General features: G+C 73.3%; 18 protein-coding genes and 1 pseudogene. 9 read left to right on the forward strand and 10 right to left on the reverse strand.

Annotated elements, in window-relative coordinates; translation table 11 throughout:
• Nucleotides 1-8 precede the first annotated feature (8 nt).
• From OHT74_RS02680 to OHT74_RS02690, 3 genes are all read right to left on the reverse strand, one after another.
• Nucleotides 9-899, reverse strand: coding sequence for a hypothetical protein (locus tag OHT74_RS02680; protein WP_328619168.1), 891 nt, complete (start codon nt 897-899; stop codon nt 9-11).
• Nucleotides 900-934: 35 nt separating this feature from the next.
• Nucleotides 935-2,395, reverse strand: coding sequence for a DUF7824 domain-containing protein (locus tag OHT74_RS02685; protein ID WP_328619169.1), 1,461 nt, complete (start codon nt 2,393-2,395; stop codon nt 935-937).
• Nucleotides 2,396-2,491: 96 nt separating this feature from the next.
• Nucleotides 2,492-3,148: a LysE family transporter gene (locus OHT74_RS02690; protein WP_328619170.1), complete on the reverse strand. Its 657-nt coding sequence runs from the start codon at nt 3,146-3,148 to the stop codon at nt 2,492-2,494.
• A 213-nt stretch (nt 3,149-3,361) separates the two neighbouring features.
• Between OHT74_RS02690 and OHT74_RS02695 the strand changes: the two genes are divergently transcribed.
• Both OHT74_RS02695 and OHT74_RS02700 read left to right on the forward strand, forming a co-directional pair.
• The gene (locus tag OHT74_RS02695) at nt 3,362-3,835 is read left to right on the forward strand and encodes a response regulator transcription factor (RefSeq protein ID WP_328619171.1); all 474 of its coding nucleotides are present in this window, start codon (nt 3,362-3,364) and stop codon (nt 3,833-3,835) included.
• 75 nt (nt 3,836-3,910) lie between these two features.
• Nucleotides 3,911-4,531, forward strand: a complete 621-nt coding sequence (locus OHT74_RS02700) for a putative glycolipid-binding domain-containing protein (RefSeq protein WP_328619172.1) — start codon at nt 3,911-3,913, stop codon at nt 4,529-4,531.
• 75 nt (nt 4,532-4,606) lie between these two features.
• Here OHT74_RS02700 and OHT74_RS02705 read toward each other — a convergent pair whose 3' ends face one another.
• Complete coding sequence (locus tag OHT74_RS02705; RefSeq protein ID WP_266660227.1) at nt 4,607-5,074, reverse strand: Rieske (2Fe-2S) protein; 468 nt, start codon at nt 5,072-5,074, stop codon at nt 4,607-4,609.
• A gap of 151 nt (nt 5,075-5,225) precedes the next feature.
• Here OHT74_RS02705 and OHT74_RS02710 point away from each other — a divergent pair, with 151 nt between their 5' ends.
• Nucleotides 5,226-5,759 carry a DoxX family protein gene (locus OHT74_RS02710; RefSeq protein WP_328619173.1) on the forward strand — a complete coding sequence of 178 codons (534 nt, stop codon included), beginning with the start codon at nt 5,226-5,228 and terminating at the stop codon, nt 5,757-5,759.
• Between the two features lie 33 nt (nt 5,760-5,792).
• Here OHT74_RS02710 and OHT74_RS02715 read toward each other — a convergent pair whose 3' ends face one another.
• Nucleotides 5,793-6,254: a hypothetical protein gene (locus tag OHT74_RS02715; protein ID WP_266660231.1), complete on the reverse strand. Its 462-nt coding sequence runs from the start codon at nt 6,252-6,254 to the stop codon at nt 5,793-5,795.
• A 59-nt stretch (nt 6,255-6,313) separates the two neighbouring features.
• Between OHT74_RS02715 and OHT74_RS02720 the strand changes: the two genes are divergently transcribed.
• Entirely contained in the window at nt 6,314-6,892 is a 579-nt protein-coding gene (locus OHT74_RS02720; protein ID WP_328619174.1) for a hypothetical protein, read from the forward strand.
• Nucleotides 6,893-6,945: 53 nt separating this feature from the next.
• Here OHT74_RS02720 and OHT74_RS02725 read toward each other — a convergent pair whose 3' ends face one another.
• The 4 genes from OHT74_RS02725 to OHT74_RS02740 form a co-directional block, all read right to left on the reverse strand.
• On the reverse strand, nt 6,946-7,233 hold the full coding sequence (locus OHT74_RS02725; protein ID WP_328619175.1) for a hypothetical protein: 288 nt from the start codon (nt 7,231-7,233) through the stop codon (nt 6,946-6,948).
• Between the two features lie 417 nt (nt 7,234-7,650).
• A complete protein-coding gene (locus OHT74_RS02730) occupies nt 7,651-8,337 on the reverse strand; it encodes a DUF6882 domain-containing protein (RefSeq protein ID WP_328623241.1) in 687 nt (228 codons plus the stop codon).
• Between the two features lie 85 nt (nt 8,338-8,422).
• The gene (locus OHT74_RS02735; protein WP_328619176.1) at nt 8,423-8,917 is read right to left on the reverse strand and encodes an SRPBCC family protein; all 495 of its coding nucleotides are present in this window, start codon (nt 8,915-8,917) and stop codon (nt 8,423-8,425) included.
• On the reverse strand, nt 8,914-9,090 hold the full coding sequence (locus OHT74_RS02740; RefSeq protein WP_328619177.1) for a hypothetical protein: 177 nt from the start codon (nt 9,088-9,090) through the stop codon (nt 8,914-8,916). The genes OHT74_RS02735 and OHT74_RS02740 overlap by 4 nt, the downstream gene beginning before the upstream one ends.
• Nucleotides 9,091-9,128: 38 nt before the next feature.
• On the opposite strand from OHT74_RS02740, the pseudogene OHT74_RS02745 reads away from it, so the two are divergent.
• The 3 genes and pseudogenes from OHT74_RS02745 to OHT74_RS02755 all read left to right on the forward strand — a co-directional run.
• Nucleotides 9,129-9,536 (forward strand): annotated as a pseudogene (locus OHT74_RS02745) (SRPBCC family protein); the annotation flags it as partial.
• A gap of 63 nt (nt 9,537-9,599) precedes the next feature.
• On the forward strand, nt 9,600-10,637 hold the full coding sequence (locus tag OHT74_RS02750; protein ID WP_328619178.1) for a GlxA family transcriptional regulator: 1,038 nt from the start codon (nt 9,600-9,602) through the stop codon (nt 10,635-10,637).
• Nucleotides 10,638-10,724: 87 nt separating this feature from the next.
• Nucleotides 10,725-11,498: an MBL fold metallo-hydrolase gene (locus tag OHT74_RS02755; RefSeq protein ID WP_266999107.1), complete on the forward strand. Its 774-nt coding sequence runs from the start codon at nt 10,725-10,727 to the stop codon at nt 11,496-11,498.
• 24 nt (nt 11,499-11,522) lie between these two features.
• Here OHT74_RS02755 and OHT74_RS02760 read toward each other — a convergent pair whose 3' ends face one another.
• Nucleotides 11,523-12,116, reverse strand: coding sequence for a DM13 domain-containing protein (locus OHT74_RS02760; RefSeq protein ID WP_328619179.1), 594 nt, complete (start codon nt 12,114-12,116; stop codon nt 11,523-11,525).
• 220 nt (nt 12,117-12,336) lie between these two features.
• Here OHT74_RS02760 and OHT74_RS02765 point away from each other — a divergent pair, with 220 nt between their 5' ends.
• Both OHT74_RS02765 and OHT74_RS02770 read left to right on the forward strand, forming a co-directional pair.
• A complete protein-coding gene (locus OHT74_RS02765) occupies nt 12,337-12,879 on the forward strand; it encodes a hypothetical protein (protein WP_266999105.1) in 543 nt (180 codons plus the stop codon).
• Nucleotides 12,880-13,017: 138 nt separating this feature from the next.
• Entirely contained in the window at nt 13,018-13,842 is an 825-nt protein-coding gene (locus OHT74_RS02770; RefSeq protein ID WP_328619180.1) for a CPBP family intramembrane glutamic endopeptidase, read from the forward strand.
• The last annotated feature ends 3 nt before the right edge of the window (nt 13,843-13,845 follow it).

The raw sequence follows: 13,845 nt of genomic DNA on the forward strand, positions 1-13,845 counted from the left end.
CGCTCCGCTTACTCCTCCGCCCCCGTCAGCTCCGCCAGCCGGTCGGCGGCCGCATCGGCCTTGCGGCGCGCCGCACCCGCCGCGCGGGCGGCGTCCCGGACCCGGCCGGTGGCTTCGGCCAGGGCGCGCCGCGCTTCGACCTGCCCGGTCTGCGCCTCGCGCAGCTGCCGCTCCACCTCGGCGACACGCGCATCGGCTTCGGCCAGCGCCTGGTCGTGGTCGCGTTGCTCCTGCTTGGCCTCGCGCCGTTCCGCCTCCCGTGCCGTGGCCTCGACGCCGGTCTCCTCGGCCGTGCGGCGCGCCTGTTCGTGCCGGGCTCGGCGCTGCTCCGCCTTGCGAGACGGCTTCGGCTTCGCCGGGGCGTCGGCCCGGGTGACAGCGGGCTGCGGGCGTACGGGAGCGGTGTCGGGGAGGCCCGTGAAACCGACCGGCGGGGTGAGCGCTGTGGTCAGGCGTCCGCTCGACCACTGCTCGGCGGCCTCCGGGTGGGCGAGGGCGGCGTGGAGGGTCTGCTCCACCTCGTGCGCGACGCTCTCGCTGACCGCCTGGCCCTCTTCCTCGGCCAGTTGCCGGGCGGTACGCGCCAGTGCGGCGACCACCACATGCCGTTGGTGGGACAGGTCTTTCAGCTGGGCGCCGTCCAGTGACCGGTGGGCTTGGCGCAGCGCTTCGCCGAGTTCGAGGAAGGCGGCGACCTCCTTCGGGCGCCGCCGCACCAGCAGGTTCGAAGCGAACGCCGCCCGTGTGGGGCGCCGCAGTCCTGCGATGGCCCTGGCCGCCTGCGCCTGTCCGGCCTTCCGGGCCCTGGCCGCCCGCTCGTCCCGGGCCGCGGTGAACCGGCCCGGGACCAGTCCGTACAGCTCGTCGGCAACCGCATCCACATCAGCATCGACGTCCACGACATCCACCATGACGCACACCAGGTCCTGCGGCGTTACGGGCGCCGCCCTGCCAGCACGTCGCGCAGCCGGCGGGCCTCCCGTACCGACTGCGCCGAGCCCGGCCGCGCCGCAAGGGCATCGACCTCGGTGACGGTGCCGCGCGCGTCGCAGCCCTGCGCGCAGTCAGCGGCCAACGTCAGCAGCGGCACGTGCGGCCTGGACACGGCTCCCGATTGCACCGCCGCCAGCAGACCGGGCAGCATCGCGGCCAGTACCGGCCACACCGCGCCGGCGCCGCCGGCCGTACGGGCGCCCTCACCGGCACCGGCACCGGCACCGGCGGCCCGGCCCAGCGACTCCGTCACCACCGGCAGCCGCAGGGTTCCCAGCAGCACCAGCCGGGCCAGCTCACCGCCCAGCAGCGCACCGTGCAGGCGGCCCTGCGCGGCCAGGATCAGCAAGGCCTCGACGGCCGCCTCCCGGTCGGTGTCCGGGCGGGCACCGAGCCCGTACGCCAGGGCCAGATGCACGGCCGGCCCGGCCGGGCCCGGGCTCTGCGCCAGCGCGGGCAGGAACCCGGGGCTGCCCGCCCCGTCCTGGTCGGCCGTGGCCGCGACCTCCGTCAGCAGCAGGGCAGCCACGATCTCGGGGTGCCACGGCAGCGCGACGACGGCATGCCGCTCCCGGTGCCCCAGCAGCAGGTGATTGCAGCCGATCAGCGGCTCGAAAGCGCGGAACAGCGACCAGAAGGGCCGGGGGAAGTCACCTCGCCCGTCCAGGGGTTCGGTACCGACGAGGACCCGGCGCCCCACCCGGGCCCCGTACCGACGGCTCGGCCGCTCCGGCTCCCCGGGCTCCCGCACCACGGCCGCACGCGGCTGCGGCAGACCGCCCCGGCGCAGCCATGCGGCGATGCGCGGGCCCTCGGGCAGCGCCAGCTCGGCCGCCGCGCGTACGACGTCCTCGTCGGCGGGTCCGCCGCCGCAGCGCAGCAACGCCTGCCCCAGGTCGGCGGGTCCGGGCCGGGCGCCTGCCTGCTCGTACTCGGTGAGCCGCATGACCAGGTCGAACGGGTCCACGGTGCCGTCGGCCCGGCTCGGCGTGGCCAGCAGCATCGGCACCCTCTCCCCGTACCGCAGCCGGCCGCAGATCTCCGCGATCCGTGCGCCGATCACGTACTGGACCGCCGCGTGCCGGCAGGTCTCGAGCCACGGGCGGGCCTCGCCCCGGTCCGCTTCCGCCCCCTCCTCGACCGGCCCTGCGGCGCACCGTACGACGGCCAGCAGCCGCGCGGCGGCGAGCACCCGCGGCTGGTGGACACCGCCCCAGCGCTCCGCGACCGGGCGCAGCGCCTCGGCGAGCGCCTCTCGATCCCGTCCGGCCCACCGGACCACGGCGTCGAGCAGCGCTTCGTACGCCGTCACGCTTCCGCCGTCCGCGTCGATCAGCTCCGCGGCCGTTCGCGCCACCACGGCGAGCGGCGCGGGTACGGCTTCCTCGGCCACGTGCCCCATCTGTTCCCCCTCCCCTGTCCGCCCGGTACTCGGGCGGCGCGCGAGGATAACAAGCGCTCACCGCGTCCGGTTGCCCGGCGGCAGGCCGGTGGTGGATCAGTTGAGCAGGGCCGTGCCGAACTCGGTGAACAGCAGCGCGGACGCGACCAGCAGCAGGAGGCCGGTGGCGGCCAGCAGGAGGCGGTACGCGCGCGTCCCGATGCGGTGCCGGGCCCGGGCCACTGCGAGGGCGAGCACCGCCTTGCTGCCGACGAGCAGGGTGTAGAAGCCGAGCAGGAACCCGCCTGCGGCAGGCGGTCCGTGCCGCCAGGCCGCCACCAGGACCGGGGCTCCGGTGGTCAGCCAGAACGTCCACGGATGCGGGCTGAGCAGATTGGCCACGGCCCCTTGGCGCAGCACCCGCCGGCCCTGCGCCCGTGCCGTAACGGGATCGGCCGCGGTGGGCGGCGTCGCGGTACGGGCCTCACGCAGCGTGGAGACGGCCAGCCACAGCAGGAACGCCCCGCCCACGACGCCCCCGGCGGCAACGAACCGCGAGGGCAGCACGCTCAGGACCGCCACCGACAGCAGGATGACCGGCAGGTCGGTCATCAGGGGGACGGCTGCGATCCGCAGGCCGGCCCCGAGCCCGCCGCGCAGGGTCCCGGACAGCACCAGGGCGAGCAGCGGCCCCGGGCTGACCCCGGCGCTGAACCCCAGGGCCAGGCCCAGCGCCAGCTCTCCCACGCTCCCCACCCGCCCCTCATCCACCATCGATTGACGGTGATGATGCCCGCGGGACGGGTACGCCGACGGCGGCCGACAACCCCAACGCCCGGTGGATCCGGGCGAGGGCCTGCTCGGGACCACACGGACGAGTGACCCCGCCACGGCAGTGCCTCGTCGTCGGTCATGCGTCGCGCCGGTGCAGCAGCACACCGCCGGCGAGCAGGGCCGCCGCCGGCCATCCCGCGAGGACGCCGAGGCATGAGGGTGCTGGTGGTCGAAGATGCGCGGGCCCTGGCCGAGGTCGTGGCGGAAGGCCTGCGCGATCAGGGCATGGCGGTGGACATCGCTTTCGACGGGCTGGAGGCCGCGGCCGAACTCGACGCGAGTCCCGAACTCGTGCTGCGCGTCCGCGCACTGGCCCGCCGCCGGCCGCAGGCCCGCCCCCGCACCTTGCAGGCAGCCGGCGTCGAACTCGACCCGGTACGGCGCACGGTCACCCGCGAGGGCCTGCCCGTAGACCTGTCGGCCAGGGAGTTCTCCCTGCTCGAGGCGCTGCCGGACGCCGGCCCGGCCTTCCTGAGCGCGGAGGACCTGCTGGAACGGGTGTGGGACGAACACGCCGACCCCTTCACCAACACCGTGGCGGTGACGATCAGCCGTCTGCGCCGCAACCTCGGGTGTCCACAGGTCATCACGACGACACCGGGGGTGGGATACCGCATCGCCGGCTGACGTACCCCGCGGTCCGGCGCCCCGCCGAGCCCCCTCCGAGCCCCCGCCGCCGTCATCGTGCGCGAAGATCGTTTCATGGACGATTTCGTACGCTTCACCCGCACTTGGCACGTCTCGGCCGGCAAGGGATACGACACCGCATGGGGGGAGTTCGAGGGAGACCGGCTCCACGCGCGGGGCCGGGCACTCGCCCTCGAGGATGGCCCGTACTGGGTCGCCTACCGGCTCGAGACCGGGCCGCGCTTCGTCACCCGTTCGCTGCACGTCAGCGTGGAGGGGCCGGGCCACGCGAGGCGCGAACTCGCGCTGTGCCGCGGCGACGACGGGCGGTGGACGGTCGACGGGCAGGCGCGTGCCGAGTTCGACGGCGCCCTCGACTGCGACCTCGGGCTCTGCCCGCTGACCAACACCATGCCCGTACGCCGCCACGGGCTCCACCTCGCCCGCGAACAGGGCCCCGAGCAGCAGTTCCTGATGGCCTGGGTGGCCGTACCGGAACTGACCGTGACACCGTCCGCGCAGACGTACACCCCGCTCGGCGGCCACCGGGTGCGGTACTCCTCCGACGGCTTCCGCAGTGACGTGGAGTTCGACAGCACCGGACTCGTCCTCGACTACCCGGGGCTGGCCACCACCCACCTGGGCGACGACACCGCTTACGGCAACGGCAGCGCTTACGACGACAGCGACAGCTGACGCCGAGCGGTGCGGGCGTCCGCCGCCGGGCCCGGCCCAGTCAGGCGGGCTCGGCAAGTCCGGCGGCGGACGGGTTCAGGCGAGGGTGATCTTGTCGCCCTCCACGGCTATCTTCGCCGCAGCCAGCGGACGGGTGGCGGGGCCTCCGGCGACCGTACCGTCCGCGATCTTGAAGAGGCTCTGGTGGCAGGGGCAGACGATGTTCCCGTCCTTCACCGTCGCGACCGAGCAGCCCTGATGCGTACACGTCGCCGAGAAGGCCTTGAACTGCCCCGCCATCGGCTGGGTGACCACCACCTTCTGGTCCTTGAACACCTTGCCGCCACCGACCGGGATCTCCGACGTCTGCGCGAGCGCCTGCCCGCCACCGGCGCCGCCGCCGGAACCGCCACTGCCACTGCCACCGCCCGCCGAGGGCGCGGCAGGCGCGTTGTCGGCTGCCGCGTCCGACCCGCCGTCGCTGCCGCAGCCGCTCAGGACGGTGCCTGCCAGCGTGGCGGCGCCCGCCGCGAGAACCGTGCGCCGACGCGTGGTGTCACCCATGGCCGTATCTCCTTCTCGTACCGGAAGCGGACCGGAGCATCCCTTGCCACTCCAGCCTCAGCAGGAACACGCAGGGAAGCGGCGGGCGGTTCAACGCGTCCTTCGCGGAATTTCGGCCGAACCGGAGCGCGGGTTCCTGCGTGTCCAGGGTGTGACTACGACATCCCCCGACCTGCGCACCCGAGCGGCCGAGTACGCACTCCTGCCGCTGCGCCTCTTCCTCGGCATCACCTTCGTCTACGCCGGCCTGGACAAGCTGACCGACGCGGCATTCCTGTCCGCGGGCGGTGACGGCTCGATCGGACAGCAGATGGAAGCCGTACGGGACTCGGCCGCCCTCCCCGGGCTGATCGAACTCTCCTCGCAGAACCCGGTGGGCTTCGGCATCGCGATGGCCCTCGGTGAACTGGCCGTCGGGCTGGGCGCCCTGGTGGGGCTGCTGACCCGGCTCGCGGCCCTCGGCGGCGCCCTGATCTCGCTGAGCCTGTGGCTGACCATCAGCTGGCCGACGACCCCGTACTACTACGGCAACGACCTGGTGTACCTGATGGCCTGGATCCCGCTGGTCCTCGCGGGTGCCCCTGCGCTCTCGCTCGACGCGCTGCTGCACCGCCGCCGGCGCCGGCCGGCGTCGGCGCACGCGAGGTCCGGGCCGAACCCGGCAGCCACCGCCGTCCCGTCCTGAACCGCCGGGGATCATGAGGCAGGTGAGACTGCGTCAGGTCCCTTGTCCGTGGCGGCGCGGCGGCGCGGCGTCGAGCAGGGCCCACACGCGGCGCCCGTCGGGCCCGACGTCACTGCCGCAGCTGACCACGGTGCGCAGGGCTGCGAGTTCGGTGAGGACGGCGCCCTCGTCGGGCGCGGCACCGGCGACGTGGCTGAGGGCGACGGCGAGGATGCGGTGGTCCTGGTCGGCGAGGTGGACGCTGATCCGTTTGCCGCCGTCGGCGACCGCCGCGTCGACGAGACGCCGTACGGCGGTTTCGAGGTCCGGCTCGTCGAGGTGCGCGTATCCCCAGGCCCTGACCGTGGCAGTCGCCTGGGCACCGGCTTTCCTCGCGGCCCACGGGTCCGCGCGGAACGTCAGCCCGGCGGTCTGCCGGTTGCGGATCTCCATCCGCGGGCGGGCTCGGTCCGGCGGCACGTTCGACCCGCCCGCCTCAGCCGGTGTCGTAGTCATGCGAACACGCTACGCGCACGGACGGACTCTCCGAAAGGCCCGCAGGGCCGGAGGGGTTGGTGGACGGCGGCGCGCCGGGCGGCGCCGGGGAGTACGTACCGGAAGCGTTCATGCACGCCGCCACGGCCACCCTCCCCTCCGCGCACACCGACCGCACCCGGCGGGCGCTGGCCGCCGCCGACACCGGGGTCGGCAGGCTGCTCGGCTCGCTGCACCCGGAGATCCGCTGGGAGGCGCCGGTGCTGACCGTGCCCTGCGCCGCCACCACGGACCTGAAGCTGGAGGGCCGTGAGGTGGTGCTCGTCCCGACTTTCTTCTGGCCCGGCCCCCTTGTGCTGTGCGACAACGCGGAACCCGAACGGCCACTCGTCCTGCGCTATCCCATCGCCCACGACCTGGCCGCCTGCCGGGCCGTCTGGTCGGCGACCGCTCCGGCCGAGCCGGACGGCGCCCTCGCCGCACTGCTGGGCGCCACCCGCGCACACACCCTGTACGCCGCCGCGAGCCCGGCCGGCACGGCCGAACTGGCGCGCCGTACGCGGACCTCGCCGCCACGGCGAGCCACCACGCCACGGTCCTGCGCACCGCGGGCCTGCTCACGACGGAGCGGGGCGGGGCCGGTGTCCGCCAGGCACTGACGCCGATGGGGCGGGCACTGCCGGGCGACCACGCGCACGGGCCGGCCGGCTGCTCAGCCCAGCGTCACGGCGACCAGCGCCGCGGTGACGGTGATCGCCGCGCAGGTCAGCAGTAACGGCCGCCCGGTGGTCAGCACCCACCCGATACCGCGGCATCCGGCGGTGTCCGATGCCGGGTCCTCCGGTAAGGCCGGGCCGTCAGCACCCGCCGCCGGGCGCACGGTGGCGTCGGCTTCGCGTAGGAGGGCGCACTGGCTGCACTCCTCCGTACCGTGGAGGGACGAGTCGGAGTCGATCCAGTACGCGCCGTTGAGCTCTGCGAAAGAAACATCGGGGGACACGACTGGACGCGTAGAAGCTTCCATGACCGCCAAACGGACCGCCTGCCGCGGAAGCAACGGCGATCACCGCATCCGAGACCGGATCGTCACTTCCGCCCCGGCGCCGGACCGCCGTCCGGCGCGGCAGCGGCAGGAGCGGCACCTGCCCCTGCCAGGACACCCCATGACGGGAAATGACGCTCCGAGGAGTCACGACGTGGCACAGGTGCGGGCCGACGGTGCGACGCGATCGAGGCGGACCTGAAGGCGAGCTTCGACGTGGTGGCGAGAGGACGGGCCGGGGGCCCGGCTGTTCGTGGAGGAGGTTGCGCCGGGGCCCGGCATGCGGGACAAACCGCCGAAGGACATGCAGGATGACGCATCCCCAGGAGTACGCCACAGCCCTGACCCGCTTCGCCCGCGGGGCGTGACGCCGGATCAGCCGGCCGTCAGCCGAATACCGGAGATGCGTCCGGCCGAGTCGAAGTCGATCTCGGCCGGGCTGCCGTCCGGGAGATCGGCGGTGATCCGGTCCCCGTCCTCGCGCCGGGGCACTCCGTGGTGGTCGAAGTACCCGGTGACGACATGCCGGGCCGAACGGCCGATCAGTCCGGCGCCGGTGACCAGGGTCCGCGGCAGGGCCACGGGGTCGAGGGCCGCGCGGGGCACCTGCGGGTCGTCGGGCAGGAAATACACCTGGGTGCCGGGGCCGGCGGGGACACCGATGTATCCGGGGGCTTCGGCCACGCCCATCCCGGCGAAGGCCAGCATCTCCGCCGCATGCCGGGGATCGGCGAAGCCGGACAGGTCGAGGGCCTCTTCGGTGAACTCGGTGATGCCGTGGGCCCTGCCGTACCCCTCGATCGCGCCGGTGAGCGCCACCACCTCGGTACCGCGCAGGCCCGGGTTGGCCCACCCCCACATCCAGGACTGCTCGTCCATGTCGTAGGTCCCGAGCACGGCGACCCGCAGCTCGAGCCCACCCTGCCGGTACACACAGGACGGCAGATCCGCAGTCCAGGGACCCTCGGGGAGGAAAGCCGTCAGGGTCTCGAGCTGAGCGGCGCCCCACGCCGCGTGCCGCTCGGCCTCCAGCAGGAACGCATCACTGAATCCATTCACCATGATCACGACAATACGATGCCCCTCCCCCGAACCACCGCGAGGGTCGCCGCCGGAGCCGACGCCGGCGCCGACCCGATGCCGGAGGTCAGGCCTCCGGCGCCTCGGCCTGCTGCATCCAGGCGTCCGGCCCCGGGTCGCCGCCTTCGGCGCGGACCGCGAGCCGTCCGACGTAGTGCTGCCAGCCCTCCTCGTGCGCGGCGCAGGCCTCGGCGTAGGGCAGTCCGCCGTGCACCAGCCGCAGCAGGGTGCCGTCCGGGGCGGCCTCGAGCGTGATCTCCACGGTGCTCGAGCCGGCAGGCACCGGCATGCCGCCCTCCTCCCAGCCCCAGGTGAAGACGAGCCTCTTGGGCGGGTCGATGGTGAGGAACCGGCCGGAGGCGACGTTCTCGCCGGTCACGCGGGTGCGGTACGAGCCGCCGGGCTCGAACGAGAACACCCCGTCGGCGCCCATCCAGGACAGCCATTTCTCGCGTTCCGTAAAGAATCCGAAGACGGTCTCGGGGCGGGCCGCGATGTGCCGTTCGAGGGTGACCGTGTCCGTGGGCGACGAGGGCATCGAGGGCGTCGAGGGCGTCGTCATGAGGGATTCCCGTTCCGTTCAACCTCTTCGGCGAGCCGGGCCAGGGTGTCGAGCTTCGTGGCCCACATGGCCTGGAGGTAGTCGGCGAGCGGGCCCAGCGCCTCCCGGTCGGCCCGGTAGGACCGCTTGGTCCCGTCCTTGCGCAGCGTGACCAGCCCGGTGTCCCGCAGCACCTTGAGGTGCTGGGAGACGGCCCCCGCGCGACCGGGTCGCCGCCTATGCGGCCGACCCCTCGCACGCGCCGGAGTGGTACGAGAACATCGTGTCCGTCGCCTGGCAGACCCCACCGCCCGCCGCGGTCGGCTCCCGGATCGCTTTCACCGCCCGCTTCCTCGGCCGGCGCCTGTCCTGCACGTACGAGATCACCGCGTACGTGCCCGGGCGCCTGCTGGTGATGCGGACGAGCGAGGGCCCCTTCCCCATGGAGACCACGTACACCTGGGCGCTGTACGGGGAAGTCGGCGACCACACCCGTATGACCCTGCGCAACCGGGGCGAGCCGAGCGGCTTCGCGTCCGTCGCCGGGCGCGTGCCGGCGGCTGCCATGCGCCGCGCTCAGGGAAAGGACCTGGCGCGGCTCAAGACCCTCCTCGAGCGGCAGGCCGCCACCTCGGAGTGATGTCCGGATCCTGCAGATGCCCGTCATTGCAGACGCATGGGCCGGGGCCGGATATTGGGGGTCATGAACTCCCGCTCGCACTCCCCCCTCTCCGGCCCCCACGTGGTCGTGTTCGCGATGTTCCCCGGGATCGACGCGCTCGACGTGACGGGGCCGGCCGAGGTCTTCGCCATGACGAACCTCGTGCTGGGGGCCGAGACCGGGCACCCGGGCCACGGCGGCGGCCGGGGCAGCGGCTACGAGGTGCACCTGGCTGGTGAGCAGCTCGGCCCGGTGGAGACCTCCGCCGGAGTACGCCTGCACGTGGAGGAACTGTTCTCCGAGCAGGGAACGATCGACACGCTGGTGGTGCCGGGCCGGATCCGGATTGGCGCCGACGGCCCCGAGCCGCATGTCGATCCCGCCGTGGTGGCCTGGCTCCGCGAGGCCGGACCGGCCGCCGGCCGGGTCGCTTCGGTGTGCGTGGGCGCGCAGGTGACCGCCGCCGCCGGTCTGCTCGACGGCCACCGGGCGACCACCCACTGGGCCACCGCCGAACGGTTCGCCGCGGACCACCCCGCCGTCAAGGTCGACCCCGATCCCATCTTCGTCCGCTCCGGCCGGATGTGGACCAGCGCCGGCATCACCTCGTCCATGGATCTCGCCCTGGCCCTGGTGGCCGAGGACCACGGTGACGAAGTCGCCCTCGAAGTCGCCCGCATCATGGTCATGTACCTCCAGCGGCCGGGCGGCCAGAGCCAGTTCAGCGTGCCCCTGGCCCACCCGGCCGGCAGCCGCGACGATCTGCGCGAGCTGCGGCGGTGGATCGGCGAGCACCTGGACGCCGACCTGTCGGTGCCCGCGCTCGCCGCGCGGATGTCCATGAGCGAGCGGCATTTCGCCCGGGTCTTCCGGGCCGAGACCGGGAGCACGCCCGGCGCCTACGTCGAGAGGATGCGGCTGGAGGCGGCCCGCCGGCTCCTGGAACGCACCTCACGGCTCGCGCCGGACATCGCCCGCGCCTGCGGCTTCGGCTCGGTCGAATCCCTGCACCGGGTCTTCCGGGACCGGCTGGACACCTCTCCCGGCGAGTACCGCAGCCGGTTCCGCACCGCCGCCTGAACCCCCGACCCCGAAACCACGCCGCGCCCGGGCATACCGGGTGTGGCGGCGATCCCGCACGCCCTCACCCACCTTGGAGCCACCACCGTGAAGTTCTCCGCCACCCACATCGGCACCGCCACGGTCCTGCTGGAGATCGCAGGTCTGCGCCTGCTGACCGACCCGGTGTTCGACCCCGCGCCCGCCGAGTACCGCCACGATCCGGTCGTCCTGCGCAGCACGGCCGGCCCGGCGGTCGCCCTCGCGGACCTGCCGCCGATCGACGCCGTGCTCCTCAGCCACGACGACCACCCCGACAACCTGGACGCCGCCGGCCGCACCCTGCTCGCCGGACGGCCCGTCCTGACCACGCAGAGCGGCGCGGGCCGCCTCGGCGACCAGGCCGTCGGCCTGGCGCCATGGGCCACGTACGAGCTCACCGTGCGCGGCACGACCCTGCGCATCACCGCCACCCCCGGCGTCCACGGGCCGGTCGGCGACGTCATCGGCTTCGTCATCGAGGCGGCCGAGGGTGACGAGGAGGGCCACGGCGAGGGCGAGGCCGTGTACCTCTCCGGCGACACCGTCTACATCGACGAACTCGACCGGATCGCCGACCGGTTCAGCATCGGCACCGCCTTCCTCCACCTCGGCGCGGCCCGGATCGCCGCCTTCGGTGACGGCCGGCTCATCACCATGGACGCCGCCCAGGGCGCGGCCCTGACCCGCTCGCTGGGCGCCCGTACGGCCGTCCCCGTGCACTACGCGTCGTGGGAGCACTTCAGCGAGGACCGCGCCGGGATCACCGCCGCCTTCGCCGCGGCCGACGTCGGTGACCGCCTCCGCTGGCTCACGCCCGGCGCTCGGGAAACCCTCGGCTGAGGCGGGCGCAGGAGGCCGGCCGGTTCAGGCGGCCTGGAGGGCCGCGGCGCCGAAGGACACGTTGAAACGGTCGCACCAGATGGTGACGCTCGAGTAGTCGGCGAGGTTCACATCGGCCGGGATCTCGTAGTTCTGATCGCCCTTGTTGCCCTTGAGCTTGCCCAGGCTCACGTACTTGCCGTCGTCGAAGACGAACCAGCCGTCCGATCCCTCCTTCACCGGCGCGTCGGTCAGCCACACGCGCAGGTCGGGGCCGCTGCTGGTGTCGAGGTTCTCGAGCCGGAGCGTACGCGAGCCGTCGGGCAGCTTGATGAGCTTCACCGTGCCGGTGGTGCTGTGCTCGTGGCTGATCAGGGAACCCTGGGCAACGGTCTGCGGACCCGGCGCCGGGGCGGCCCTCGGCCGTGAAGAGCCGGGCCCCGGGGCGGTGGAGGCAGTGGGCAGCGCCTCGTTGACCGTGGAGTTCTGCCAGAGCTTCCACGGCTGGGCCCAGTACAGCCCGGCGCCCAGCACCAGCGTGGCCGCGACCAGCACCCAGGCCAGCAGCCGGCCGCGCCGCCGGCGCGTCCCCGTCACCGTCACCGTCCCCGTTGCGGTCCCGGCACCCGTCCTCGTCATGACAGCCCCTCTTCGTCGATGCGTTCCTTCGTCATTCAACGCGGGCGGGAGATCCGGGCGCCAGGATCTCCTGATGACGAAAGTCTTACGTCCGCCGCAGGCCGGGCGGCTCAAAGGCGATCCGATGTCCGTCGATCCGGGCGCCCGGTGCGCCGCATGACAGACTGCTTCCTTGATCGCGGGGGCACCGGGCGCCCGCGCACGGTGAATTGGAAGAGTAGTGCGCAAGGCGAAGTGGGCGGCCGCGGCTGCTGGTGTGGTGCTGTTGGTCGCCGGTTGCGGCAGCGAGGGCGGTACGGACAAGGGCAAGGGCGGCGAGGCGCCCGCGTCCGGTTCCTCGGCCCCGGCGGCCGGCGCGGGGGCGGGTTCGGGCGGTTCCGGCGCCCTGGACGCCGCCGCGGTGAAGAAGGAGATCGAGTCCGCGGCCACGGCGGCCGGTTTCGCCGAGAAGCCCGGTGACGACGTACCGGCGAACCTGAAGTCCTGCATGGTCTCCTGGACCGCGGACAGCAAGAAGGTTTCGGACTCCAGGAAGTCCTACGACGCCACGGTCGCGACCCTGGCCAAGGGCGGCTGGAAGGAGACCCGGACCGTCGATCAGCCGGCCGCGGTCATCAAGGCGCTGGACAAGAGCGGCTGGAGCGTGAAGGCGAGCCACCAGGGCAAGGCGGGCGCCCTGCTGGTCGTCTCGTTCATCGCCACGGACAACGGTCCGACGTGCGCGAAGGCCTTCCAGGAAGACCTCGCCAAGAACAAGCAGTAGCCTCCCTCCTCCCCCTTGCCCCGCCGGGTGGGGTGTACCTGGGTACACCCCACCCGGCAACCAGGTGCAGTGGCTGCGGCCTCGGCAGACGGCATCGTCGACGGCGTACCAGTTCGACCCCTGACGGAGGCTGAGGACATGGGGAACGCCGATGGACAGACCCTCGCGAGACCGGACGCGGAAGGAGCGCCACGCGTCGCCGGGCCGGGCGGCCGCGTCACGGCAAAGGCGGCGGTGTTCCTCGCCGTCGCCTTCCTGGCGGCCGGAGCGCTCGGCGCCGCTCAGGCGGGTACGCCGATCCCCACCGAGGTCGTCCAGCTGACGCAGTTCGGACCGGCTCTCGGCGTCGCGGTGGTTGCCCTGCTCTGGCGGGGCGAGATCCGGAGCCTGCTCGCCGGGGCACTGCGCGGCGGCGCACGCTTCGGCAGTCGCGGCGTCCTGCTGCTCGCCACTGCGCCCCTGATCGTCGCCCTCTGTGCGACGGGGTACGGCGTCGTCACCGGGGACGTCCGGTTCACGGGCCCGAGCTCGCTGGGCAACCCGCTCGTCGTGATCGTGGTGGCGCAGTTCATCGGTGCGTGCGGCGAGGAGCTCGGCTGGCGCTGTCTGCTCCAGCCTCTGCTCCGTACGCGCTGCGGTCCGCTCGCGTCGTCGGTCACGGTGGGTCTGCTGTGGGGCGTCTGGCACGTTCAGGTCTTCGCGCAGGACCCGGCGTACACGGGGGCGTTCCTCCTCGCGACCGTGTCCCTGTCGGTGGTGCTGGGGTCGGCCCTGGAGCGGGTGCGCGGGTCGCGGCTGCTGCTCGCCGGAGGATTTCATATGCTGATCAACTTGGGCCTGTTGCTGTTCATGGACGAGGAATCAGGAGCTGTTCTCCCGATGGTGCTGTTTGCTCTGGCCTGTCTGACGCCGGCCGTCATATGGGCCCTGGGGGCCAAGCGAGCTGCGGGCCCGGCGCGTTGACAC

The sequence above is a fragment of the Streptomyces sp. NBC_00354 genome, assembly GCF_036106915.1.
Lineage (GTDB): Bacteria > Actinomycetota > Actinomycetes > Streptomycetales > Streptomycetaceae > Streptomyces.

Bases quoted from the DNA above. Each gene is read 5' to 3' on its own strand.
- OHT74_RS02715 (WP_266660231.1), bottom strand. From the start codon at position 6,254: ATGACTACGACACCGGCTGAGGCGGGCGGGTCGAACGTGCCGCCGGAC.
- OHT74_RS02695 (WP_328619171.1), top strand. From the start codon at position 3,362: ATGAGGGTGCTGGTGGTCGAAGATGCGCGGGCCCTGGCCGAGGTCGTG.
- OHT74_RS02770 (WP_328619180.1), top strand. From the start codon at position 13,018: ATGGGGAACGCCGATGGACAGACCCTCGCGAGACCGGACGCGGAAGGA.
- OHT74_RS02760 (WP_328619179.1), bottom strand. From the start codon at position 12,116: ATGACGAGGACGGGTGCCGGGACCGCAACGGGGACGGTGACGGTGACG.
- OHT74_RS02700 (WP_328619172.1), top strand. From the start codon at position 3,911: ATGGACGATTTCGTACGCTTCACCCGCACTTGGCACGTCTCGGCCGGC.
- OHT74_RS02730 (WP_328623241.1), bottom strand. From the start codon at position 8,337: ATGGTGAATGGATTCAGTGATGCGTTCCTGCTGGAGGCCGAGCGGCAC.
- OHT74_RS02705 (WP_266660227.1), bottom strand. From the start codon at position 5,074: ATGGGTGACACCACGCGTCGGCGCACGGTTCTCGCGGCGGGCGCCGCC.
- OHT74_RS02690 (WP_328619170.1), bottom strand. From the start codon at position 3,148: ATGGTGGATGAGGGGCGGGTGGGGAGCGTGGGAGAGCTGGCGCTGGGC.
- OHT74_RS02750 (WP_328619178.1), top strand. From the start codon at position 9,600: ATGAACTCCCGCTCGCACTCCCCCCTCTCCGGCCCCCACGTGGTCGTG.
- OHT74_RS02685 (WP_328619169.1), bottom strand. From the start codon at position 2,395: ATGGGGCACGTGGCCGAGGAAGCCGTACCCGCGCCGCTCGCCGTGGTG.
- OHT74_RS02735 (WP_328619176.1), bottom strand. From the start codon at position 8,917: ATGACGACGCCCTCGACGCCCTCGATGCCCTCGTCGCCCACGGACACG.